This window comes from Streptosporangium sp. NPDC002721, assembly GCF_042888905.1.
Classification (GTDB): Bacteria; Actinomycetota; Actinomycetes; order Streptosporangiales; family Streptosporangiaceae; genus Streptosporangium.
Genome location: NZ_JBIAQI010000012.1, coordinates 250439 through 273959, shown reverse-complemented (window position 1 = coordinate 273959; position 23521 = coordinate 250439). Strand labels below are relative to the sequence as shown.

19 protein-coding genes are annotated in these 23521 nt (G+C 70.8%); 9 read left to right on the top strand and 10 right to left on the bottom strand.

All coding sequences use genetic code 11. The features are described 5' to 3' along the window. Window position 1: 1 nt before the first annotated feature. A complete protein-coding gene (gene ftsE / locus ACFYWM_RS19445; protein WP_012888192.1) occupies window positions 2-691 on the bottom strand; it encodes a cell division ATP-binding protein FtsE in 690 nt (229 codons plus the stop codon). Between the two features lie 236 nt (window positions 692-927). Here ftsE and ACFYWM_RS19440 point away from each other — a divergent pair, with 236 nt between their 5' ends. After that, on the top strand, window positions 928-1119 hold the full coding sequence (locus tag ACFYWM_RS19440; RefSeq protein WP_389916471.1) for a hypothetical protein: 192 nt from the start codon (window positions 928-930) through the stop codon (window positions 1117-1119). A gap of 113 nt (window positions 1120-1232) precedes the next feature. On the opposite strand, the gene prfB is transcribed toward ACFYWM_RS19440, so the two are convergent. Then, entirely contained in the window at window positions 1233-2351 is a 1119-nt protein-coding gene (gene prfB / locus ACFYWM_RS19435) for a peptide chain release factor 2 (protein WP_389916469.1), read from the bottom strand. Between the two features lie 55 nt (window positions 2352-2406). Between prfB and ACFYWM_RS19430 the strand changes: the two genes are divergently transcribed. Then, on the top strand, window positions 2407-3510 hold the full coding sequence (locus tag ACFYWM_RS19430) for a hypothetical protein (RefSeq protein WP_389916467.1): 1104 nt from the start codon (window positions 2407-2409) through the stop codon (window positions 3508-3510). Window positions 3511-3627: 117 nt separating this feature from the next. Here the strand turns inward: ACFYWM_RS19430 and ACFYWM_RS19425 are convergent, their stop codons facing one another. The 3 genes from ACFYWM_RS19425 to ACFYWM_RS19415 all read right to left on the bottom strand — a co-directional run bounded on the left by ACFYWM_RS19425 (window position 3628) and on the right by ACFYWM_RS19415 (window position 9796). After that, a complete protein-coding gene (locus ACFYWM_RS19425; protein ID WP_389916465.1) occupies window positions 3628-8508 on the bottom strand; it encodes an NAD-glutamate dehydrogenase in 4881 nt (1626 codons plus the stop codon). A gap of 545 nt (window positions 8509-9053) precedes the next feature. Next, window positions 9054-9233, bottom strand: coding sequence for a zf-HC2 domain-containing protein (locus tag ACFYWM_RS19420; RefSeq protein ID WP_389916463.1), 180 nt, complete (start codon window positions 9231-9233; stop codon window positions 9054-9056). 23 nt (window positions 9234-9256) lie between these two features. Then, complete coding sequence (locus ACFYWM_RS19415) at window positions 9257-9796, bottom strand: sigma-70 family RNA polymerase sigma factor (RefSeq protein WP_329090583.1); 540 nt, start codon at window positions 9794-9796, stop codon at window positions 9257-9259. Between the two features lie 159 nt (window positions 9797-9955). On the opposite strand from ACFYWM_RS19415, the gene ACFYWM_RS19410 reads away from it, so the two are divergent. From ACFYWM_RS19410 to ACFYWM_RS19385, 6 genes are all read left to right on the top strand, one after another. Beyond that, a complete protein-coding gene (locus ACFYWM_RS19410; protein ID WP_389916461.1) occupies window positions 9956-10087 on the top strand; it encodes a hypothetical protein in 132 nt (43 codons plus the stop codon). A gap of 16 nt (window positions 10088-10103) precedes the next feature. Further along, window positions 10104-10778: a DUF4142 domain-containing protein gene (locus tag ACFYWM_RS19405; RefSeq protein ID WP_389916459.1), complete on the top strand. Its 675-nt coding sequence runs from the start codon at window positions 10104-10106 to the stop codon at window positions 10776-10778. A 5-nt stretch (window positions 10779-10783) separates the two neighbouring features. Continuing rightward, complete coding sequence (locus ACFYWM_RS19400) at window positions 10784-12244, top strand: DUF1996 domain-containing protein (protein ID WP_389916543.1); 1461 nt, start codon at window positions 10784-10786, stop codon at window positions 12242-12244. A 144-nt stretch (window positions 12245-12388) separates the two neighbouring features. Next, window positions 12389-13228 carry a hypothetical protein gene (locus ACFYWM_RS19395; RefSeq protein ID WP_389916457.1) on the top strand — a complete coding sequence of 280 codons (840 nt, stop codon included), beginning with the start codon at window positions 12389-12391 and terminating at the stop codon, window positions 13226-13228. Further along, complete coding sequence (locus ACFYWM_RS19390; protein WP_389916455.1) at window positions 13225-14682, top strand: NADH-ubiquinone oxidoreductase-F iron-sulfur binding region domain-containing protein; 1458 nt, start codon at window positions 13225-13227, stop codon at window positions 14680-14682. The genes ACFYWM_RS19395 and ACFYWM_RS19390 overlap by 4 nt, the downstream gene beginning before the upstream one ends. A 132-nt stretch (window positions 14683-14814) precedes the next feature. Beyond that, a complete protein-coding gene (locus ACFYWM_RS19385; RefSeq protein WP_389916453.1) occupies window positions 14815-16416 on the top strand; it encodes an FAD-binding oxidoreductase in 1602 nt (533 codons plus the stop codon). A gap of 175 nt (window positions 16417-16591) precedes the next feature. On the opposite strand, the gene ACFYWM_RS19380 is transcribed toward ACFYWM_RS19385, so the two are convergent. The 5 genes from ACFYWM_RS19380 to ACFYWM_RS19360 all read right to left on the bottom strand — a co-directional run bounded on the left by ACFYWM_RS19380 (window position 16592) and on the right by ACFYWM_RS19360 (window position 21859). Next, window positions 16592-18625: an acetoacetate--CoA ligase gene (locus ACFYWM_RS19380; protein WP_389916451.1), complete on the bottom strand. Its 2034-nt coding sequence runs from the start codon at window positions 18623-18625 to the stop codon at window positions 16592-16594. A 265-nt stretch (window positions 18626-18890) separates the two neighbouring features. Beyond that, entirely contained in the window at window positions 18891-19625 is a 735-nt protein-coding gene (locus tag ACFYWM_RS19375) for an HAD family hydrolase (protein WP_389916541.1), read from the bottom strand. Window positions 19626-19759: 134 nt separating this feature from the next. Next, a complete protein-coding gene (locus tag ACFYWM_RS19370; protein ID WP_389916449.1) occupies window positions 19760-20392 on the bottom strand; it encodes an HAD family hydrolase in 633 nt (210 codons plus the stop codon). A gap of 139 nt (window positions 20393-20531) precedes the next feature. Beyond that, a complete protein-coding gene (locus ACFYWM_RS19365; RefSeq protein ID WP_389916539.1) occupies window positions 20532-21038 on the bottom strand; it encodes a DUF6912 family protein in 507 nt (168 codons plus the stop codon). Between the two features lie 158 nt (window positions 21039-21196). Next, on the bottom strand, window positions 21197-21859 hold the full coding sequence (locus tag ACFYWM_RS19360) for an HAD family hydrolase (protein WP_389916447.1): 663 nt from the start codon (window positions 21857-21859) through the stop codon (window positions 21197-21199). Between the two features lie 82 nt (window positions 21860-21941). Between ACFYWM_RS19360 and ACFYWM_RS19355 the strand changes: the two genes are divergently transcribed. After that, window positions 21942-23144 (top strand): acyl-CoA dehydrogenase family protein, encoded by a 1203-nt coding sequence (locus ACFYWM_RS19355; RefSeq protein ID WP_389916445.1) that lies wholly within the window; start codon window positions 21942-21944, stop codon window positions 23142-23144. Window positions 23145-23521 lie beyond the last annotated feature (377 nt).

The following is a 23521-nucleotide window of genomic DNA, read 5'->3' as shown; positions in this document are numbered from 1 at the left end:
GTCAGTACGCCTGGCCGTACACGCCTCGCGACTGGTCACGGACGATCTTTCCGTCCTCCAGTTCCACCACCCGCTTGCGCATGGAGTCGACGATGGCCGCGTCGTGCGTGGCCATGACGACCGTGGTGCCGGTCCGGTTGATCCGGTCGAGCACCTTCATGATGCCGATGCTCGTCGCGGGGTCGATGTTCCCGGTCGGCTCGTCGGCCAGCAGGATCATCGGCCGGTTGACGAACGCGCGGGCCATCGCGACCCGCTGCTGCTCGCCACCGGACAACTCGTCGGGCATCCGGTGTGCCTTGCCCTCGAGGCCGACCAGCTCGACGACCTCCGGGACCACCTTACGGATGAAACGCCGGGGCTTGCCGATGACCTCCAGAGCGAACGCGACGTTCTCGTACACGTTCTTGTTCGGGAGCAGCCGGAAGTCCTGGAAGACACATCCGATCCGGCGGCGCAGGTGCGGGATCTTGAAGTTGGACAGTCGGGCGAGGTCCTTGCCGGCCACGTGGATCGCGCCCGAGTTGGGGCGCTCCTCCTTCAGGACCAGGCGGAGAAAGGTCGACTTCCCGGACCCCGAGGGGCCGACGAGGAACACGAACTCGCCCTTGTCGACATCGACGCTGACGTGGTCCAGCGCGGGCCGGTTCTGGTTCGCGTAGACCTTGGTGACATTATCAAAATGGATCACGGGCGCATCACGGCATGCCAGTCTAGGGGTTAGGACGGTCACAGGAGTGGCAGAGGGCCACTTCCGCCTCTCGCCGGCCGGGGGGCGCCGGTCTTTTGCTCTGGATCGACGTTCCGGTTGGCCGGAGCCCAGTCTAGGGGGAAGACTGGCATGGAAAGCCCATAACGGAAACAAAACGATTCGGCGCCCGGTAACGACCGCATAAAGTGGTTCTGACCTCGAAGAGGGAGGACGTCATGAGCTGTGAAGACCTGGTCTGCGCGGGGTGCGCTCACCCCGTGGCCGAAGGCCGCTGCCCCCGCTGCCGCGCGTACCGCGATCGGATGCACCAGAACGCCTTCGGAGGCCTGACCCCCTCGATGCTGTCGCTGGTGCTGATCGTGCTCTTCTTCCTCACCCTGGCCCTGAAACACCTCAGCGGCGCCTGACCGCCCTTTCCCGCCGCCTCCCCCGGGGAGCGGGCGGGAACCGCTTCACGGGCGCCCAGAGGCGCCCGTGAGCGAGATCTCCGAGGGCGCCCCGTGCGGCGGGAGGAGACGCCCTAGTCGTCGGCGCCCGACTCCTGGCGGCGGGTCCAGCGGATCTCGGCCTCGATGAAGGCGTCCAGGTCGCCGTCGAGCACCCCGCTCGGGTTGCCCTCCTCCGCGCCCGTCCGCAGGTCCTTGACGATCTGGTACGGGTGCAGCACGTAGTTGCGGATCTGGGTGCCCCACGACGTGGTCGACTCGCCGCGGATCTCGTTCAGCGCCGCCTTCTCCTCCTGCCGCTTGCGCTCCAGCAGCTTGGCCTGCAGGACCGCCATCGCGGTCGCCTTGTTCTGCAGCTGCGAGCGCTCGTTCTGGCAGGAGACCACGATGCCCGTGGGCAGGTGGGTGAGGCGGACCGCGGAGTCGGTCGTGTTGACGCCCTGGCCGCCGGGGCCCGAGGAGCGGTAGACGTCGACGCGCAGGTCGTCCTCGTTGATGTCGATGTGGTCGGTCGTCTCCACGACCGGCACCACGTCGACGCCCGCGAAGGAGGTCTGGCGGCGGCCCTGGTTGTCGAACGGGCTGATGCGGACCAGGCGGTGGGTGCCGTGCTCGCCGCGGAGCGTGCCGTACGCGTAGGGGGCCTTGACCGTGAAGGTCGTCGACTTGATCCCGGCCTCCTCGGCGTAGGAGGTCTCGTAGACGTCGGTCGGGTAGCCCTTGCGCTCGGCCCACCGCAGGTACATCCGCTGGAGCATCTGGGCCCAGTCGGCGGCGTCCACGCCACCGGCCTGTGACTGGATCGTGACGACCGCCTCTCGGGCGTCGTACTCCCCGGACAGGAGGGTGCGGACCTCCAGCGCGCCGATGTCGCTCTTCAGGGACTCCAGCTCGCGGTCGGCCTCCTCCCGCGTGTCGTCGTCCTCCTCGTCGGCGGCCAGCTCGTACAGGACGGAGAGGTCGTCCAGCCGCTGCCCCAGCGACTCGATCCTGGTGACCTCGCCCTGGAGGTAGGAGAGCCTGCTGGTGACCTTCTGGGCGCGATCCTGGTCGTTCCACAGATCGGGCGCGGCGGCCTGATCCTCCAGCTCCTCGATCTGCTTGCGCATCGCGCCGAGGTCGAGCACGTCCTGGATGCTGTTCAGCGTCCCGGTAAGCTCGTTGATCTGTTCTGCCGGATCGATGAGTGCCACGTCTGTAAAGGGTACGCGACCGCCGAACCCCATCGTGTACGGCACGCTCCCCACCATGGCTAGCATGGCCCGCATCGGGGAGCATCGGGAGGTGGACGTGCGCGAACACGGGCGACGCGGTGTGCTCGCACTCGCGCTGGCGTTGATCACCGCGACGGCCGCGACCACGGCGTGCTCCGGCTCCGGTGACGCGCCGCCGGAGCGGGGCGCCTCGACCGGCGCTGCCACGCCGGCCACCCCCTCCGCGTCCGCCCTGGTCCCGCCCCGCGTCACGCTCGCCGAGGCGGGGAAGGCGCTGGCGGGCGTCGTGGGCGCCGACGGGGTGCTGGGAGCCGCGGAGCCGCACCTCGACGCCGACCGCAGGCTCATGCAGGAACAGACCCGCGACGGGCAGAGGGCTCTCACCTCGGCGGCCTTCAACGGCTCCGCCGAGGCCCTCCCCCACTACACGTGGGGCACCCCCCGCCTGCTGGTCCCGCGCGACCAGCGGGGCCCGCTCTGGTTCGCCGCGGTCGTGGACCGCGAGGAGCCCTCGGGCCGGGTCCGCACCGCCGTGCTGACCCTGGTACGGCAGGACGGGGAGGACTGGCAGGTCAGCTCGACCTCGCTGCTCGACGAGGGCGTCCGGCCCCCGGTGGTCGCCACCGACGCCGAGGGGTACGCCACGGCGCTGGGCGAGGAGGACGCGACGCTGGCCATCAGCCCGCGGCTGATGGCCCCGCTGCACGCGACCTCGGCCGAGGAGGGCGAGCGGGGGTTCGCGGCGGGGCTGATCGAGGAGGGCCCGCACACCACCGGCTTCGCCGAGGAGATCACCAGGAGCCGCGAGGCCGAGAAGGCGGACGACTGCCTGGGCTACGACTCGATCTTCGCCGCGAGCGACTACCCGGTGCACGCGCTGCGCACCGCCGACGGCGGCGCGCTGGTCCTCTACTCCCTGATCAGGACCACGACACGGACGATCAGGATCACGCCCTGCGGCTCGGACATCCCGATCCCGCCCGAGGCCAGGAAGCTGGCGAAGGAGCGGTTCATCCTCAAGGAGCTGCGCACGGTGGAGACGCAGCTGTACGTGAGCACGGTCCCGACCAAGAGCAGCGGCCGGCCGGCCAAGGTCATCGGCTATCTCGGCGCCCTCACGAAGGTCACCACGGGATAGCTCTCCCGCTCTTCATGCAGGGTCCGGCGGGCGGGTCCCGCCGCGCCGGACGGCATGCCGCGCGACCGGCCGGGCCCCGGTGCGGGGCCCGGCCGGGTGCCGGGTGAGGCCGGGCGGTCAGGCCTCGGCGTGCGGGAGGTTGATCGTGGCCACCAGCGTGCGGATCGCGCGCAGGGCCACCGACAGCGTCGCGAGGTCGAAGTTGTCGCTCTCCCAGATCTCCGACAGGGTCTGCCGCGCCCGCGAGACCGCCGCCGAGTTGGCCTCGGTCCAGCGCGCCAGGCGCTCCTCGGGCGACAGTCCGGGCGTGCTGTGCGTCAGGACGTCGTGGGTGAGGGCGGCGTGCGCGGCGTAGAGGTCGTCGCGGAGCGCGGCCCGCGCCATGGAGTTCCAGCGGCTGTCCCTGGGCAGCGCGACGACGCGCTCGCGCAGCCTGGAGAGCTGGAGCCGGTCGGCGAGGTCGAAGTAGACCTCGGCGACGTCGTGCACCGGACGGCCGGTGCGCGAGGCCACCTCGACCAGGTCGAACGTGGAGTAGGCGGGCACCATCGCGGCCACGCGCTCGGCCAGCTCGGACGGGACGCCCCGGGAGACGAAGCCGTCGCGCCGTTCCTCGAAGGCCGACAGGTCGGAGCCGGTCAGCAGCTTGGGCAGGTGCGGCAGCAGGCCGTTCATGCCCTTGGCGAAGAAGCCGACGGTGGAGGCCAGGTCGAGCGGCGGGCGCCGGTTGCCCAGCAGCCAGCGGGTGCCCCGCTCGACGAGCTTGCGGGCCTCCAGCTCCATCGCGATCTGGGTGGAGGTGTCGACCTTGTTGTCCAGCTCCTCGATCTGGCGCCAGAGGCTGGGCATGTCGAACACCTCCCGCGTGACCAGGTAGGCGCGGGCGATGTCGGGGGCGGAGGCGCCGCTCTCCTCGCCGAGGCGGAACATGAAGGTGGTCCCGCTGGAGTTGACCAGGTCGTTCACCACGCCGGTGGTGATGATCTCCCTGCGGAGCGGGTGGGCCTCCATGTGGGCGCGGAGCCCGGGGTCGCGCAGCGCCGACGGGAAGTAGGACACCAGCCAGGACGCCAGGTAGGGGTCGTCGGGCAGGTCGGAGGCGAGTATCTCGGCGTCGGTCACCAGCTTGGTGTAGGCGAGCAGCACCGAGAACTCCGGCGCGGTCAGCCCGAGCCGGGCCTGGCGCCGTTCGGCGAGCATCTTGTCCGAGGGCAGGAACTCCAGCTGCCGGTTGAGCAGCCCGGCCCGCTCCAGCCTGCGCAGCTGGCGCGAGTGGATGTGCAGCATCTCGGGGGCCTGCGCGCGGGCGGCGGCCAGCACCACGTTCTGGTCGTAGTTGTCGCGCAGGACCAGCCCGGCCACCTCGTCGGTCATGTCGAGGAAGAGCTGGTTTCGTTGCCGATCGGTGAGCTTCCCGTCGCGGACGGCCCGGTCGAGCAGGATCTTGATGTTCACCTCGTGGTCGGAGGTGTCCACCCCGGCGGAGTTGTCGATGAAGTCGGTGTTGACCAGGCCGCCGTTGAGCGCGAACTCTATCCGGGCCAGCTGGGTGAAGCCCAGGTTGCCGCCCTCGCCGATCACCTTGCAGCGCAGCTCGGCTGCGGTGACCCGCAGGCCGTCGTTGGCCTTGTCGCCGACGTCGGCGTTGGACTCGCTCGACGCCCTGACGTAGGTGCCGATGCCGCCGTTCCACAGCAGGTCGACCGGGGCCCGCAGGATGGCGCTGATCAGGTCGGCCGGGGCCAGCGACGTCACGTCGCCGTCGATGCCGAGCGCGGCGCGCATCTGCGCGGAGACGGGGATCGACTTGGCCGTACGGGGCCAGACGCCGCCTCCCTTGGAGATGAGCGCGGCGTCGTAGTCCTCCCAGGAGCTGCGGGGCAGCGCGAACAGCCGGGCGCGCTCGGCGTAGCCCGCGGCGACGTCCGGCCGGGGGTCGACGAAGATGTGCCGGTGGTCGAACGCCGCGACCAGCCGGATGTGCTGCGAGAGCAGCATGCCGTTGCCGAACACGTCGCCGGACATGTCGCCGACCCCGGCCACGGTGAAGTCGGTGCTCTGGATGTCGACGCCGATCGTGCGGAAGTGGTACTTGACCGACTCCCAGGCGCCCCGGGCGGTGATGCCCATCGCCTTGTGGTCGTAGCCGATCGAGCCGCCGGAGGCGAAGGCGTCGCCCAGCCAGAAGCCGTACTCCTTGGCCACGGCGTTGGCGATGTCGGAGAACGTCGCGGTGCCCTTGTCGGCGGCGACCACCAGGTAGGTGTCGTCCTCGTCGTGCCTGACGACGTCGGCGGGCGGGACCACCGCGCCGTCGACGAGGTTGTCGGTAAGGTCGAGCAGGCCGGAGATGAACATCCGGTAGCAGGCGATGCCCTCGACCAAGGTCTCCTCCCGCGACCCCGACTTCGGCGGATTTTTCACGACGAAGCCACCCTTGGAGCCGGTGGGGACGATGACGGTGTTCTTCACCATCTGCGCCTTCACCAGGCCGAGCACCTCCGTACGGAAGTCCTCCATCCGGTCCGACCAGCGCAGCCCGCCCCGCGCGACCTTGCCGAAGCGCAGGTGCACGCCCTCGACCCTGGGCGAGTAGACGAACACCTCGAACCTGGGCCGGGGCAGCGGCAGCACGCTGATCGACGGCGAGTCGAGCTTCAGGCTGACGTACGGCTTGCGCTCGCCGTCGACCCGCTGGAAGTAGTTGGTGCGCAGGGTGGCGCCGATCATCTCCAGGTAGGCCCGCAGTATGCGGTCCTCGTCCAGCGAGGCCACGTCGTCCAGGGCGGCGAGGATCTCCTCGTGCAGCGCGTCGGACAGGTCGGCGCGGACCTCGGCCGGGCGCCGGGGGTTGAGCCTGGCCTCGAACAGGCGCACCAGCAGCCGGGCGAGCCGCACGTTGCCCATCAGCACCCGCTCGATGTACTCCTGGCTGAACGTGGTGCCCGCCTGGCGCAGGTACTTGGCGTAGACGCGCAGGATCTCGGCCTGCTCCCAGGTCAGCCCGGCGGCCAGGACGAGCCCGTTGAACCCGTCGCTCTCCACCCGCCCGGCCCACAGGGCGCCGAACGCGTCCTGGAAGAGCCGCTTGAACTCGTCCCTGTCGACCTCGGGCGAGGGCGTGTAGCGCAGGCCGAAGTCGTAGATCCAGGCGTCCTTGGTCGCCGGGTCGTTGTCGCGGTCGATCTCGTACGGCCGCTCGTCGACCACCTCCACGCCCATCCGCTGGAGCAGCGGCAGCACGCGCGACAGGGAGACGGGCGCGCCGAGGCGGTAGAGCTTGAAGCGGCGCTCGCCCTCCGAGGCGTCGTGCGGCTCGTAGAGGTTCATCCCGATCTCGTCGGAGGAGGCGGCCAGCTCCTCCAGGCGGCGCAGGTCGGCGACCGCCATCCGGGCGGGGAAGTCGGCCTTGTACCCCTCGGGGAAGGCCGGGGAGTAGCGGCGGACGAGCTTGGGCGCCTCGTCCTCGGGGCTCAGCTCGGTGATCGCGGAGACCAGGTCGTCCTCCCAGGACCTGGTGGCGGCGGCGAGCCTCGCCTCCAGCTCCTCGACGTTCACCGCGTCGACGCGCAGCGGCCTGCCGCGCTCGCCGCGCACCACCACGTGCAGCCTGGCGAGGGCGGACTCGCCGATCATCGCGCTGTAGTCGAAGGAGGTGCCGCCGAGCGCCTTGAGCAGGATCTCCTGCATCTTGATGCGGATCTTGGTGGTGTAGCGGTCGCGCGGGAGGTAGACCAGGCACGAGACGTAGCGGCCGTAGTCGTCCGGGCGCAGGAAGACCTTCACCTGCTTGCGCTTGCGGAGCCTGAGCACGCCGAGGGCGATCGGCAGCAGCTGGTCCACGGAGGTCTGGAAGAGCTCGTCGCGCGGGAAGGTCTCCAGGATCTCGATGAGGTCCTTGCCGTCGTGGCTGTCGGCGGTGAGCCCGGCGAGCGTCAGCACCTCGGCCAGCTTCCGCCTGAGCACCGGGACGCGGGAGATCGACTCGCTGTAGGCCACGTGGGTGAAGAGGCCGAGGAAGCGCCGCTCGCCGACGACCTCGCCCGAGGCGTCGAAGAGCTTGACGCCCACGTAGTCGAGGTAGGCGGAGCGGTGGACGGTGGCCCGGGTGTTGGCCTTGGTGATGATCAGCATCTGCTGTTTCTCACGGGCCTTGGCGCGCAGCTCGGGGGGGAGCGCGGCGAAGCTGCCGGAGTCGGCGCTGTCGCTGCGCAGGATGCCGAGCCCGGTCCCGGGCATCGGGTGCAGCCTGTCGCCCTGCTCGCCCTCCTCCAGGCGGTACTCGCGGTAGCCGAGGAAGGTGAAGTGGCCGTCGGCGAGCCAGCGCAGCAGCTCCAGGCTGTCCTCCACCCCGGCGGGGTCGAGGGGCGGCGGGTTGGCCGAGACGTCCTCGGCGGTCCGCAGGGCGAGGGCCCGCATCTTGACGAAGTCCTCGACGGCGCCGCGCACGTCCTCCAGGACGCGCTGCAGGTCGGCCTCGATCGTCTTGAGCGCCGTGTCGCCGATCTGCCTGTCGACCTCGAAGTGCATCCAGGACTCGGCCAGCACCTGCCCGGTGACGTCCTCCTCGCCGGACCCGAGCAGCTTGCCGGTCATGTCCCTGCGCACCCGCATCTGCGGGTGGATGACCAGGTGGGTGCCGATGTCGTGCCGGTCGAGCTCCATGGTCACCGAGTCGACGAGGAAGGGCATGTCGTCGGTGACGATCTCCACGACGGAGAACCCGGAGCCCCAGCCGTGCTCCTCCGCGGCAGGGGTGTAGGCCCGCACCAGGGCACGGCCCTGGGGGCGCCGCCCGGCGAGTTCGCGCTGGGTCATCGCCGGGCCGTACACCTCGGCCAGGTCGCGGCCGAGCAGGTCCTCCGGGGCGACATGCCGGTAGTAGAGCCGCAGGAAGGCGAGCGCCTCCTCCACGCTCACGTGATCGCCGCCCGGTGTGTGCGCGCACGTCTCCGCGGCACTCCTCAGCAGCTCGTCCTTGGCCTCGTCGAGCGGCATGTCGCTCTCACTCCTTTGTGAGGGGTTGTGCATAGTTGGCTGGGAATCCATGGCGAAAGTCATGATTTCCGGGGAGATGGTGCCCAGTGAAGCGGCAGTGATGTCGCGCGCGCCCGCCCGAATGCGGCACCGCCCGGCCACCGGCCCCGCTCACGAGGGATCCGGGCGCGAGACATCCGCCGCGCGGCGGCCGTCTCGTCACGGCTGATCGGGATCTCGGCCAGGCGCCACGGCTCGTCATGGGAACCGCGGTCTCTCGCCGCTGCCGGCGGGGAACGGAAGGGCTCCTGGTCGGAGGCTGCGGGTTCTCCCTGCGAGGTGGCGGTAGGGCAATCATTCCACAGGGTCACCTCGGAACGGCTACGGCGCCGCCGGGCGAGTCTGGCCCCGCTTCCGGCGCCTCGCCCGGCGGGCGGGGCTTTCCAGCCCGCACTCCGCCCATCGGGCCTGGCCCGTGGCACGACACCTCCAGTGGTCATCTGTCCCGATCCTCGTTGACCGGGACACACCACCGCTCCTGATATCACCCCAAAACCCGTCAAACGTCAATGTGATGTCCGGTCGTCGTCCAGGGCATTGGAGCGGTCCCGCTTCACCACATCGAGGAGTCCGGGAACCTCGCTGAGTTCCCGGAGCTCGACCTGACACTCCTCGCACGTCATGAGATGGCTCTGGAACGCCTCGTGGTCCTCTTCGTCGAGAACCCCGAGCGCGTACGCCGCCACGTCATGATGCGGGGAGGGGACCATCAGCTCGCGACACCTCTCTCCTTCAGGACCTTTCGGAGAGCCCGGATCCCGTAGTAGAGCCGGGACTTGACCGTACCCGGCGGTATCCCGAGGATTTCCGCCGCTTCGTTAATCGTACGGTCCCGTAGGTAAGTCTGCTCGATGACTTCGCGGTGTTCTGGGGACAGTTCTCGCAACGCCTCGGCGACGATCATCGCCTCCAGCGCGCGATCGGCCCCGTCGGGAACGGGCACAGCGTTCGCGTCGGCGGGTTCGACCTCCTGTGGTCTGGTACCTCGCCTGCGACGACCGTCGATGACGATACGGCGGGCGACGGTCAGGAGCCAGGCCCACAAAAGGCCGGGCTCTCGTTGCAACCTTCCTGCATTACGCCAGGCTCGGACGAGCGTCTCCTGGACGACGTCCTCCGCCCATTGCAGATCGTTACCGGTGGCCTTACGCACATGGCGGAGCAGGGGTACACCGAACTCCCGGTACAGATCTTCTACCAAGAGGACATCGGTGTCCGCGCTCTCGAACCGACTGTCGAGTTGACGCACGGGCACATCTTTACACCTTCGTTATGAGTCCCGTCTGCAACTCTGGCAACTCCAGTCATTTCTAACTATCTCATCACTTCTTCTGAACCACCCCGGGCGGCGCCGCGTACCTCCCTCCAAGTGCGCCCGCACCGGCGGGCCTCGGGGAAAGGAAACGACATGGCAGTGCGGCACATCCCGTGGCCGGTCGGAGCTGTCCTCCTCCTCACGCACCCGGCCCCCCACGGGCCGGGCGGCACGTTCGCCACCACGCCGGGCGCCGAGAAGGCCCTGGTAGCGGCCATTCTCTGAGAGCGGAACCGGGCCCATGTTCAGATCACTGTTCCGCCGCTTCAAGAACGGCGAACCCCTGCTGTTCGGGGTCTTCATCGCGATCGCCGCCGTGGCGGTCGTCCTGATCACCCCGCCCGGCGGCGGCGCCTCGCTGGCCGCGCAGGGCTGGACCCAGACCCCGCAGGGGCCGCTGGGCCCGGCCGACCGCGACCTGCTGGTCAAGGTCCGCCTGGCCGGGCTCTGGGAGATTCCCAGCGGCCAGCAGGCCCAGCAGAAAGCCGCCAGCAAGCGGGTGAAGGAGGTCGGCATGCACCTGATGACCGACCACCTCAAGCTCGACGAGGAGGTCCGCGCCCTCGCGGCGAAGCTGAACGTGACGCTCCCCGACCAGCCCAACGCCGACCAGCAGGGCTGGATGGCGCAGCTGGCGGCGGCGAAGTCGGGCGCCGAGTACGACCTCCTGTTCGCCCAGCTGCTGCGGGCGGCTCACGGAAAGGTCTTCGTGGTGGTCGCCGGCGTGCGGTCCGGCACCCGCCAGGACCAGGTCAGGACATTCGCCCAGCGGGCGGTCGAGGTGGTCATGAAGCACATGACCCTGCTGGAGAGCACGGGGCTGGTCGACTACTCGGACCTGCCCGAGCCTCCGGTGCCCTCCCCGCCGCCGCCCGTCTCCGCTCTCGACACACCTGTGAGGAGAGAAAACGCTTGAAGATCATGAAACGCTCGCTCGTCTCCCTGTCAGCGCTGGCCCTGGCCGCCAGCACGCTCACCACCGTCACGTTCACGGTGGCGGCCACGGCCCCCGCCTACGGTGACCACTGCGACCCCGCCGAGCAGGGCCAGAACCAGCAGAACCAGCGCAGCCAGCAGGACCAGGAACAGCAGAACCAGCAGGACCAGAACCAGGAACAGGCGCCCCCCGCGCAGGACGCTCCCGCGCAGGACCAGCCCCTCCAGGACCAACCGGCGCAGGACCAGCCCGCCCAGGACCAGCCCGCCGACGCGCCCGTCGCGGGCGGGAGCCTCATCCAGGCGTCGCCCACCGAGCCCGCCGCCCCCGAGCAGCCGGCCGACCAGCAGCAGGCCCCGGACCAGCAGGACGACGCGAACCAGCAGCAGAACCCGGACCAGCAGGACGCGAACCAGCAGGGAAACCCGGACCAGCAGGGCGACGGGGACGCCAACGCCCGCCGCAGGCCGACCCAGGCGCCCTCGCAGAACCCCGACAACCCCCCGCCGAACAACCCTCCCGCGACGCCCACCCCCAGCGCGACCCCCGCTCCCCCGCAGGACGACGAGGAGGCCGAGTGCGCCGACCTCGGGCCGTTCCCCGAGGACTTCATCGACATCCGGCAGGTCCCGCGCAACTTCCAGGAGATCCGCACGCGGCGCGGTGGCTCCGCCGGCACCTTCACCTCCCGGTGCGGCACGAACCGTAACGGCCACCGCAACTCCGACAACTTCATCGTGGCCCCCGGCGTGACCAACGGCGCCCACCACGTCCACGACTACGTCGGCAACCTGTCGACCGACGGGTTCTCCACGGACCAGTCCCTGGCCGCCGCGGGCACCACGTGCGCGCTCAACGACCGCTCGGTCTACTTCTGGCCGGTCCTTCGCGACCGTACGACCGACGCCAACGTCGACGACCCGGACGGCAACGTCGGCACCATCATGCAGGCCCGTCAGGTGAGCCTGCAGTTCCGCGGGAACCCGGTCTCCAGGGTGAGCCCGATGCCGCGCTTCATCAGGATGATCACCGGTGACGCCAAGGCCGCCACCAACGGCGGCGCGAACGCCCTCGCCAAGTGGAGCTGCACCGGCTTCACCAACCGGATCACCACCAAGTACCCGCTCTGCCCGCGCGGCAGCCAGCTCCTGCGGATCCTGGACTTCCCCAGCTGCTGGGACGGTCAGAACAACGACAGCGCCAACCACCGCACGCACGTGCTGTTCCCCGACGCGAACGGCGCCTGCCCGTCGGGCACCAGGGCGATCCCGCAGCTGCGGATGACCCTGGTCTACTCCACGCCCCGCACGCCGTCCTTCGCGCTGGACGCCTTCCCCGAGCAGCGGCACAACCCCGTCACCGACCACGCCGACTTCGCCAACCTGATGCCCGACCGGCTCATGAGGTTCGCGGTCGACTGCATCAACCGGAACCGTCGCTGCTAGACGGCATCCCTTCGAGACCGCCGCCCCCCGTCTCCGCGCCTCTTCCACACCCCGCGGAGACGGGGGGCGGCATCTCGCGATATCAGGGTCCATCACCCTCGGACGCAGACGTCGTCCGAGCCGCTTCGCAGACAGGAGCCATAGGTGGGTAACAGACGGACTCCGAGACACACCCGGGCGGAAACCGGGATCAGTCTCGACCAGAGGCCCGCCAGGATCGGCCTCGGTGTCACGATCACGGTCTCCGTGGTCGGCCTCCTCATGCTCGGGCGGACAGCGCCCGGCATGGAGGTGGCAGCCGCCATCCGTGGCGTCTTCTCGTTCTTCTCGGGCGTGATCGCCCTCGTGTCCCTCACCGCGACCGTGGCGCTGGGCCTGCTCTCCGCCGACCGGATCGTGCTGCCGGTCCTGGGCAGGATCCGGTCGCAGCTCGTCCACCGGGCCGCCGCCATGCTCGGCATGGGCTTCCTCGCCATCCACGTCATCATGAAGATCATCGAAAGCCGGACCTCCCTCGCGTCCGTCGTGGTCCCGCTGGGCGTGAGCGGCCAGAGCCTGTACGTCGGCTTCGGGGCCATCGCCTCCGACCTGATGATCGTCGTCTTCCTCACCGGGGTCGCCCGGGCCAGGTTCGCGGAGAACCGCAGGCCGTGGCTCTGGCGCATGCTGCACGGCTCCGCCTACCTGGCGTGGCCGATGGCGGTCCTGCACGGGCTCACCGCGGGCCGCGCCCCCGCCGAGTGGGTGACCTGGAGTTACGTGGTCTGCCTCGTCGCGGTGGGAGCCGCCCTGCTGATCAGGGTGATCTCCGAGCTGCAGCCCAAGCCGGTCCTCGTACGCGAGGAGGCGCCGGTGGCGGTGCCCGTCGCCGCGGACCTGCCCGCGCCCACGAGCATCACGCCGCCCACGAGCATCGTCGGCCGCATCCCGCGCCTGGTGCGCGAGGACCCGCCGGAGCTTCGCCGTATCGGAGATGTCGGATGATTCCCTACCGCGTACCCCCCGTCCGCCAGCTGGGGCCCGCCCGGTTGACGGCCGGGCTGGAGGACTGCCGCAGGATGGACCTCGCCGAGCACCGAGACATGCACGGCACGGCGCCGGGCATGTCCGGCGAGGAGCTGGCGGCGCTCGCCGACGAGGTGGACATGCGCGGGCGGGGCGGGGCCGCGTTCCCCTTCGCCCGCAAGGTCCGCGCGGTGCTGGGCAAGAAGGCGGAGAAGGTCGTCCTGGTCAACGCGGCCGAGGGCGAGCCCGCGAGCAGCAAGGACACGATGCTGCTCACCAGGACCCCCCACCTGGTCATCGAGGGCGCGCTGCTCGCGGCGAACGCGATCGGCGCCAAGCAGGTCGTGATCGCGACCGTCGAGGGCGGCATGGGCCAGGCGTCCGTGGCCGCCGCCGTCGAGGAGCGGGGCATCAGCGGCCAGGTCCGGGTGGTCGGCATCGTCGAGAGGTTCATCTCCGGCGAGGGCGGCGCGCTGGTCCGTTCGGTGAACGGCCTGGTCGGGGAGCCGCCGGGCCGCAAGGTCAGGGCCGTGGAGAGCGGCGTGAACGGGCTGCCCACCCTGCTGTCCAACGCCGAGACGTACGCCCAGCTCGCGGTCCTCGCGACCCTGGGCGCGGAGCGGTACGCCGACGTCGGCACGGCGCGCGAGCCGGGGACGGTCCTGCTCACCGTGGGCGGCTCCGCCAAGGCCCCGGCCGTGGTCGAGGTCGCGACCGGCACCCCGCTGTACGCCGTCCTGGACGCCTGTCAGGCCTCCACCGGCGACGGGGTGCTGGTCGGCGGCTACCACGGCGCGTGGCTGCACGCGGACGCGGCGGCCGTGGCGACCGTCTCCCGCCAGGGCATCGCGGAGGCGGGCGGCCAGCTCGGCGCCGGGATCATCGTGCCGCTCGGCGGGGAGACCTGCCCGCTCGGCGAGACGGTCAGGGTAGCCAAGTACCTGGCCGCCCAGTCGTCGGGGCAGTGCGGTCCCTGCCGTCTCGGGCTCCCGGACGTCGCGCAGTCGATGGCCGAGCTCGTGAACGGATCGGCCTCCGCCCTGGACGAGCTGCGGAGCAGGGCCGCGAGCGTGAAGGGCAGGGGTGCCTGCTTCCACCCCGACGGGACGTCCAGGTTCGTGCTGTCGGCGCTGGACGCCTTCCCCGAGGACATCGAGGAGCACCTGCTGCGCGGCAGCTGCGGGCGCCCGGTGCTCGGCGTGCTCCCCCTGCCCCCGCAGGAGAACGAGCCCGAGGTGAAGCTCACCGTGGACTGGACCCGGTGCCAGGGCCACGGCCTGTGCGCGCAGCTCGCCCCCGACCTCGTCCACCTCGACGAGCACGGCTACCCGGTGTTCAGTCGCGACACCGTGCCCGCCCAGTTCCGGCGGATGGCCCGCAGGGCCGTCGAGATGTGCCCGGCCCTCGCACTGCGCGTGGCGCAGAACGCGTGAACTCGCGCAGGACGCGTGAATCGCTTCCATCACCGCTTTCATCACCTCAGGAGTGACGCGAATGTGACGAACCGGAAGGGCGGTGCGGTCGTCCTACCGGGAAGGTGACACCGAACCTCGGGGAGTAACGACATGCGAACCCCTCCGGACAGGCGGGCTTTCCTCCGGACCGGCGGCCTGGCCGCCCTCGCACTGGGCGCTCAGGGCACACCCGCCCCGGGCGCCGTCGGCATGACCGGCGTAACCGGCGCCACCAGCGCCACCAGCGCCACCAGCGCCACCAGCGCCACCAGCGCCACCAGCGCCATTGGCATGACCGGCTCGGACGCTGCGGGCGGTGCGGGCGGCGCTGCGGGCGCGCCTCGGCCCGCCGACTGGCGGGCCCTGGCCGGCGGGCTGGAGGGCAGGCTCGTCCGGCCGGGCGACGCCGCGTACGAGGGCGCGCGCAAGCTGTTCAACCCCGCCTTCGACGCGGTCCGGCCGTCGGGGGTGGCCTACTGCGCCAACCCCTCCGACGTCGCCGAGTGCGTCGCCTTCGCGCGCCGCCTGAGGCTGCCGCTCGCCGTACGGTCCGGAGGGCACTCCTACGCGGGCTGGTCCACCGGGAGCGGCCTCGTCCTCGACGTCTCCCGGATGAGCAAGGTGAGCCACGCCTCGGGACGGGCGACCGTCGGGGCGGGGGCCAAGCTGATCGACGTCTACGACAGGCTGGCCGCGAGCGGGGTCAGCGTCCCCGCCGGGACCTGTGCCACGGTCGGGGTGAGCGGGCTGGCGCTGGGCGGCGGGATCGGCGTGGTCTCCAGGAAGTACGGCCTGACCTGCGACGTGATGGAGTCGGTCCGGATCGTCACGGCCGACGGGCGGCTGCTGACCTGCGACGCGAACCACAACGCCGACCTGTACTGGGCCTCGCGGGGCGGCGGCGGGGGCAACCTCGGCGTGGCGGTCTCCTTCGAGTTCCGGACCCACCCCGTCCGCGAGGTCACGGTGTTCTTCCTGCACTGGCCGTGGTCGAAGGCGGTGAGGGCCCTGCGCGCCTGGCAGGCGTGGGGCCCCTCGGCGCCGGACGCCATGTGGTCGGGCATGCACCTGAGCCGCAACGGCGGGACGGACGTGGAGGTCGTCGGGCTCTACCTCGGCGGCAGAGCCGGTTGCGAGCGGCTGCTCGACAGGCTCGCCGACGCGGCCGGGTCGCCGTCGTCGAGCCGGGTCTGGCAGACCTCCTACCGCCAGGCCATGCTGACCATGGCGGGCTGCGGCTCGCTCTCGGTCACCCAGTGCCACCTGGGCGGCTCCCTGCCGGGGCAGACCCGGGGCGGGCGGCTGTCCAGGGACACCTTCAAGGCCAAGTCGCACATGGCCTACCGCCCGCTCTCCGAGGCCGGGGCCAGGGCCCTGGTCGCCCAGGTCGCCCGGCCCGGCGAGCACACCGTGCTGCTGGACGCCCTCGGCGGCGCCGTCGCCAGGGTCCGCCCCGAGGCCACGGCCTTCCCGCACCGGGCCGCCCTCTACAGCGTGCAGTACTACGCCCACCGCTCCGGGGCGGCCGGCTGGGCCAGGACCGCGCACGCGGCGATGCGGCCCCACTTCGGCGACCACGCGTACGTCAACTACATCGACCCGGAGCTCGGCGGCTGGCGCGCGGCCTACTACGGGGCCAACGCCACCAGGCTCGCCCAGATCAAGGCCACCCGCGACCCGGACCGCCTGTTCCGCCTCCCCCAGGGGATCTGAGCCGCCCGTTCCGCCTTCCCCGGGGGGGATCCCGAGTCCGCTTTCCCGGGAAGTTCCCGAGTCCGCTTTCCCCAGGAGGATCCCGAGCGCCCGTTTTCCTCTTCCCCGGCGATCCGCGCGCCGGAGGTTCCCGGCGATCCGCGCGCCGGAGGCCGGAAGCCGCCGGGGCGCGGGGTCAGTGCCGCGTGACGTCGGCTCCCGGGACGAAGTGGGAGAGGACCTCGGGGTTGGCCATGGCGTCGAGGTTGGCGGCCTTTTCCGGGGCGACGCCGAGGAGGATCTTGCGGATGGGGACCTCCAGCTTCTTGCCGCTGAGGGTGCGGGGGATGCCCGGGACCTCGATGATCTCGTTCGGCACGTGGCGCGGGGAGAGCCCCTCCCGCAGCTCCCGGCGCAGGCGCGCGACCAGGTCGTCGTCCAGGGTCGCCGTCTCGGCCATGGTGACGTACAGCAGCAGGCGGCCCTCCTGTCCGAGCTGGCCGGTGTCGATCACCAGGCTGTCGGTGATCTCCTCGAAGCGCTCCACCACGCGGTAGAACTCGCTGGTGCCCATCCGGACGCCGCCCCGGTTCAGGGTCGAGTCGGAACGGCCGTAGATCACGCAGCCGCCGTCGGGAAGGATCTTGATCCAGTCGCCGTGCCGCCAGACGCCGGGGTACTCGGCGAAGTAGCTGTCGCGGTAGCGGGACCCGTCGGGGTCGTTCCAGAACATCACCGGCATCGACGGCATCGGCAGGGTCAGCACCAGCTCGCCCACCTCGCCGACCAGCGGCACGCCCGACGGGTCGAAGGACTCGACCCGCGCCCCCAGGCAGCGGCACGGGATCACCCCCGCCCGGACCGGGAGCAGCGGCACGGCGCCCACGAAGCCGGTGCACACGTCGGTGCCGCCGGAGAACGAGCCGAGCTGGACCTCCGGCAGCGTGTCGTGCACCCAGGCGAACCCCTCGGGCGGCAGCGGCGAGCCGGTGGACCCGAGCCCCCGCAGCCGGTCGAGGCCGGACGGTTCGAGATCGGCCTTCATGGACGCGATCACGTACGGAGCCCCGGTGCCGAAGTAGGTGACCCCCTCCTCGGCGGCGAGCCGCCAGAGCGCGCCGGTCTCCGGGTAGGTCGCCGCCCCGTCGTAGAGCACCACCGCCGAGCCGACCAGCAGGCCGCCGACGAGGTAGTTCCACATCATCCAGCCGGTGGTGGTGTACCAGAAGAAGACGTCGTCCTCGCCCAGGTCCTGGTGGAAGGAGAGCGCCTTGAGGTGTTCGAGCACCACGCCGCCGTGACCGTGCACGATCGGCTTGGGCAGCCCGGTGGTGCCCGAGGAGTAGACGATCCAGAGCGGGTGCCCGAACGGCACCGGTTCGAAGGCGAGCGGCCCCGCGACGGCGCGCACCTCGGCCCAGCTCACCGTACGGACCCCGTGCGCGGTCACGGTCACGGTCTCGTCCGGGGACACCGCGCCGGGCCTGCCTGTGGCGTCGGCGGCGTCGGTGGCGCCGGTGGCGCCGGCGCCCGGTGTGCTCCGCGCGGCCCGGGACGGGATGCGGACCTGTGCCACCAGGGTCGGCAGCTTGGCGGCGATGTCCTGGACGACCGTGCTCCGGTCGAAGCTCCTGCCGTTGTAGTCGTAGCCGTCGACCGCGACGAGCACCTTCGGCTCGATCTGGGTGAAACGGTCGATCACGCTGGGCGCGCCGAAGTCGGGCGAGCAGGAGGACCAGATGGCGCCCAGGGAGGCGGTCGCCAGGAAGGCGACCAGCGCCTCGGGGACGTTCGGCACGTAGGCCGCGACCCGGTCGCCCCGGCCGACGCCCAGCGCGGCCAGCCCGGCGCGGACCCGCGCCACCTCCTCGGCCAGTTCCCCGAGGGTGAGCGCCCCGCGCCCGCCCGCCTCGTCGCGGGAGACCACCGCGAGCCGCCCGGGGTCGTCGGCGGCCCCGCGCAGCGCGTTGGCCGCGTAGTTCAGCGTCGACCCGGCGAACCACTCGGTGCCGGGCATACCGCCCGACATGACGGGCCCGTCACCGCGCTCCCCCACCACCTCGAAGTAGTCCCAGATCGACGTCCAGAACTCCTCCGGGGCGTCGACCGACCACTGCCACAGGGACTCGTAGTCACCGGTCCTGCCCAGCCACTCCGCGTAACGGGTGACCTTGGCGTTCCTCACGATCTCCGGGGACGGCTCCCAGAGCGGCGCACCTTCCTCAACCATGGCCCCATCCTCTCGGCGCCCCACCCGAATGTCATCCCCCATGACCACACACCCTCCGGCCGCCCCGTGTGGGACGTCCACGTACGCATCCCTCTCCGGGAACGGGCCGAGGCTTCGCCACGGACACGAATCCCGGCCGGACATGTGGGGCCGATCAGCGGCGACGGTCCCCGCTTCGCGCGACCCGTCCCTTACGGTCGCGGGGGCCGAGGGAAGGCTCGCCTCGTGCGGTCGGGTCGGCTCGTACGGCCCGGGGGGCCTGGAGTCAGCGGCCCGCCGGGGAGTGGCCGGCGCGGCGGGCCGGGGAGGTGAGGCCGGCGACGGCGGCGACGACCTCGGAGGGGTTGGAGAGGTCGGGCAGGACCACGTCGGCTCCCGCCTCGTGCAGCTCGGCCGGGAGGGAACGTCCCGAGGCGACCCCGACGATCGCGGCCCCGGCGATCCTGGCGGCCTGGACGTCCCTGGCCGAGTCGCCGATCAGCACGGTGTTGTGCCCGTCGAAGACCGCCCCGTACTTGCGCTTGGCGCGGCCCTGCGCGACCTGCAGGAGGGTGGCCTTGGGATAGACCTCCTCGCCGTAGCCGCCGATCTCGAAGTCGATGTGCTTGTCGAGGCTGAACGCGGTCAGCTTGTGCACCGCGTTGCTCTGGATCGTGCCGGTGAGCACCGACTGGACCACGCCGTCGAGTCTCGCCACGGCCTTCAGCGCGTCGCGGGCGCCGGGCATCATCCGGCCGTCCTTGGCCAGGCTCCTGCGCCGCGCCCCGAAGGACCCGGCCAGCGCGTCGAGGAACCGGGGAAGGTGGTCGTCCTCGGCGACGATCCCGTTGATGGCGAGCATCTCGAAGACGATCTCGGAGTCGGGACGCCCGTTGGCCTGGGTCAGCTTGACCAGCGGTCTTCCGGTGACAGCGCGGAAGGCCTCCGCGTATGCCTCCCGGGTGACGATCGACACGTCGACCAGCGTGAGGTCGATGTTCCAGAGGACGAGGCGGTTGATCGGGGGCCTCCCGGAATGGGGGTGGATGCCCAGGGTAAGGCCCCGGGCGCACGGCGACCGCCTTCGATACCGAAAGGATCCATTTGCCGGTTCTCGCGGGGCCGCGTGCCGGGCCGCTCCCGCCGGACGGGCCGTCAGGCGTGGTCGAGCGCGTTCTCCAGGGTGTCGACGACCGGGACGCCGAAGGCCATCAGGTCGGCCCGGCTGGTCATGCCGCCGGTGTAGAGGACCGCGCGTGCCCCGACGTGCTGGGCGGCGTGCGCGTCGTCCAGGCTGTCGCCGATCACCAGCACGTCGGCCGGGTCGATGCCGAGCGCGGCGAGGTGGGCCACCATCGATTCGGCCTTGTGGCCGCCGGAGGCGCTGCGCAGGCCGTCGATCCGGACGAAGTGGTGGTCGATGCCGAATTCCGCGATCTTGGGAACCAGCCGTTCGTGCGCCCACATGGACAGCAGCGACTGCTTGCCGCCCGCGCGCTCCCAGCTCTGCAGGGTGGAGAGGGCGTCCGCGGCCAGCCCGCACTCCAGCATCAGCTGGTGGTAGCTCTCGTGGAAGCCGAGGTCGAGCCTCTCCCACTCGCCGTCCTCGAGGGCACGGCCGAGCATGCGCTCGTAGGCGGCCCAGATCGGGCGCGTGTAGACCGCGCGGAAGCGGTCGGCGTCGTAGGAACCCAGCCCGTACGGCTCGAACACCGCGTTCGTCGCACCAACGACGGCGTCGATGTCGTGAAACAGCGTGCCGTTCCAATCCCAAACAATGTGTCTCATATTGCCATCCAGAATAGCGAAAATCCCCGTCCGGGCGGCGGCACGGCAGGGGCGCCGGCCCGCGCGGGCAGCTCACGGCACGGGCTCCCGTCCCAGGCCCCCGGGGCGAGGGCTTGGAGATACGGGCGAGGAGAGAAGGTCAGCCGACCAGGTCGGGGATCTCCTGGGTGGCGTACCACAGGAGCTCGTTGGCCTCGGCGCCGTCCACGGTGAAGCGGGCGTCGTCGTCGCCGCGGTCGGCCGCGGGCAGCGCGGCGAGGGCCGCCTCGACGTCCTTCACCGCCGACAGGTCGTCCACGTGGACGGCGGCGACCAGCTTCAGCGGGACCGCCGTGGCGAGCCGCACGCGGGCGCGCTCGTCCAGGTCGGCGCTCGCGCTCACGTCGCCCTCCGGCACGTCGACGGCGACGACGACCCGTCGCGCGGCGACCTCCACCCCGTCGGCGCGGTCGGCGGCCAGCATCCGCAGGGAATCCCTCGCCGCCTCTGTCAGGGCGACGTACTCCAGTTCCTCGGTGTCACCCGAGACGTACCACTCGACCAACGCGGGGGTCACCGCGTAGCCGGTCAGCGGGGCCGGGCCGAGCTCCCCCACGGTGGCCACGCGGGCCAGCGCCGGGAGCGTACACGGCAGATAGACGCGCATCCATGCCTCGATCTGTCTCTCCGACATCGGCGCCGCTCCGGCGCCGATTCACGCATCGAGTGTGCCAGTACCCGCGACCCCCGGTGATATCGCCCGCGCGGAGCGACACGATCCGGAACCGGCCACGCTCCCCACCGGGCGGGAAGCGGACAGCCGAATCAGCGGAGTGAGACCCGGAACAGGGTTTCCAGCTCGGAGATGGTGAGCTCGGGGTCGCGGTGGTGCACGCCGACGATGCCGAACCGCCGGGCGGCCTCGATGTTGGCCTCGATGTCGTCGACGAACACGCACTCCTCCCCGGCCAGGCCGATCCTGCCGAGCGCGTACTCGAAGATCCTCGGCTCGGGCTTGCGCATGCCGATCTCCCCGGAGATGACGACCTCGTCGAAGACGTCCTCCCAGCCCTCGCGGGGGTACTCGTTCGCCCAGGAGTTGGAGAGCAGGCAGGTGCGCAGCCCCGCGGCACGGGCCTCACGGAGCATCTCGTACATCGGCTCGACCCGGTGGAAACGGGAGAACATCCTGGTCAGCAGCCCCTCGGCGACCAGCGGCACGCCGTCCGTGGTGATCAGCCTGGCCGCCAGGTCGCGCTCGAAGTCCAGGCCGGAGATCTCTCCGCGCTCCAGGGCGTGAATCACGTTCTCGCCCTTCTCAGCGTTCTCGCCGTTCCCGCCGCTTTCGTACGCGTGCACGATGAGCTCGCGCATCACCCCGCGGTAGTGGGCCTCGTCGAGATTCTCGGCGACGATCCACTCGGCGATCGCCTCGGCGAGACCGACGGTGAGCACGCCACCCCAGTCGATCAGCACGCCCTTCAGCATCTGTCCTCCTCGATGAAACGGGTTCCAGAGTAGGCGTGGACCGGTGGGAAGCCGAAGAAGGGGTGGTGCCAAACTGGCCGCCATGGACTTCGCGCTCAGCGACAAGGCGCAGGAATACCTCGCCAATCTGACCGACTTCATGGCCACCCACGTGTACCCGGCGGAGCCGGTCTACCACGCGTGGCGCCGGACCCGAGGACACGACAGCCACGAGTTGCCGCCGGTGGTGGAGGAGCTCAAGTCCGAGGCGCGCTCGCGCGGTCTCTGGAACCTGTTCCTGCCCGCAGAGTCCGGCCTGTCCGTGCTCGACTACGCCAGCCTGGCCGAGGTCACCGGCCGCTCCATCGACCTCGCCCCCGAGGCACTGAACTGCGCGGCCCCCGACACCGGGAACATGGAGGTCCTGCACATGTTCGGCTCGCCCGAGCAGCGGGAGCGGTGGCTCAAGCCGCTGCTCGCGGGCGAGATCCGTTCGGCGTTCGCGATGACCGAGCCCGCGGTGGCCTCCAGCGACGCCACCAACATCGCCACCTCCATCACGCTCGACGGCTCCGAGTACGTCGTCAACGGCCGCAAGTGGTTCATCACCGGGGTGGCCGACCCGCGCTGCGAGATCCTGATCGTGATGGGCAAGACCGATCCCGACGGCCCCCCGCACCGCCAGCAGTCGATGATCCTGGTCCCGATGGACACGCCGGGCGTCGAGGTCGTACGCCACCTGCCGCTCTTCGGCTACCAGGAGCAGCACGGCCACTCCGAGATCGTCTTCACCGACGTCCGGGTGCCCGCGGCGAACCTCGTCGCGGAGGAGGGGGACGGCTTCCGCATCGCCCAGGCCCGTCTCGGTCCCGGCCGCATCCACCACTGCATGCGCGCCATCGGGATGGCCGAGCGCGCCCTGGAGCTGATGTGCGCCCGCGCCGCCAACCGGGTGGCCTTCGGCCAGACGCTCGCGCAGCAGGGTGTGGTGCAGCAGCAGATCGCCGAGTCGCGGCTCGCCATCGAGCAGGCCAGGCTGCTCACCCTGAAGGCCGCCTGGATGATTGACACGGTCGGCGCGAAGGCCGCGGCCTCGGAGATATCCGCCATCAAGGTGGTCGCCCCGCGGATGGCGTGCGACGTCATCGACCGTGCCATCCAGGTTCACGGCGGCATGGGCCTGTCCGACGACGTCCCGCTCGCGACGATGTACGCGCAGGCACGCGCGATGCGCATCTTCGACGGCCCGGACGAGGTCCACCTCCGCACCGTGGCGCGCCGCGAGCTCAAGCCGTACCTCTCATAAATCATCTCGAAACGGACACTCAGGGACAGACTGTCCGGAGATTCATCCCCTAACATCCGATTCGGCGAGCGTTACGCGTTTCGCGGCCCCAATACGAGGAAGATTACGAGAATGGCACTCGGGCCATATAACCGCACGTAGAAGGCATGATCGACCTCCTGCGGGCTCCATTTGCACCTTCCCTCGGTTCCCATGAGGAGGGATCATGGCAGTAGCTCAGACGAGCCGGTCACGCGCCCGTACGGCGCAGAGACCGACCACACCCGCAACGTCCACCACGCATGCCCAGGCAAGCAGGAAACAGGACGGCAACCCGCTAACGCTCAAGCTTCCGATGCTGACCGTGCAGCTGCGACCGCCGCATGTTCACATGCCGC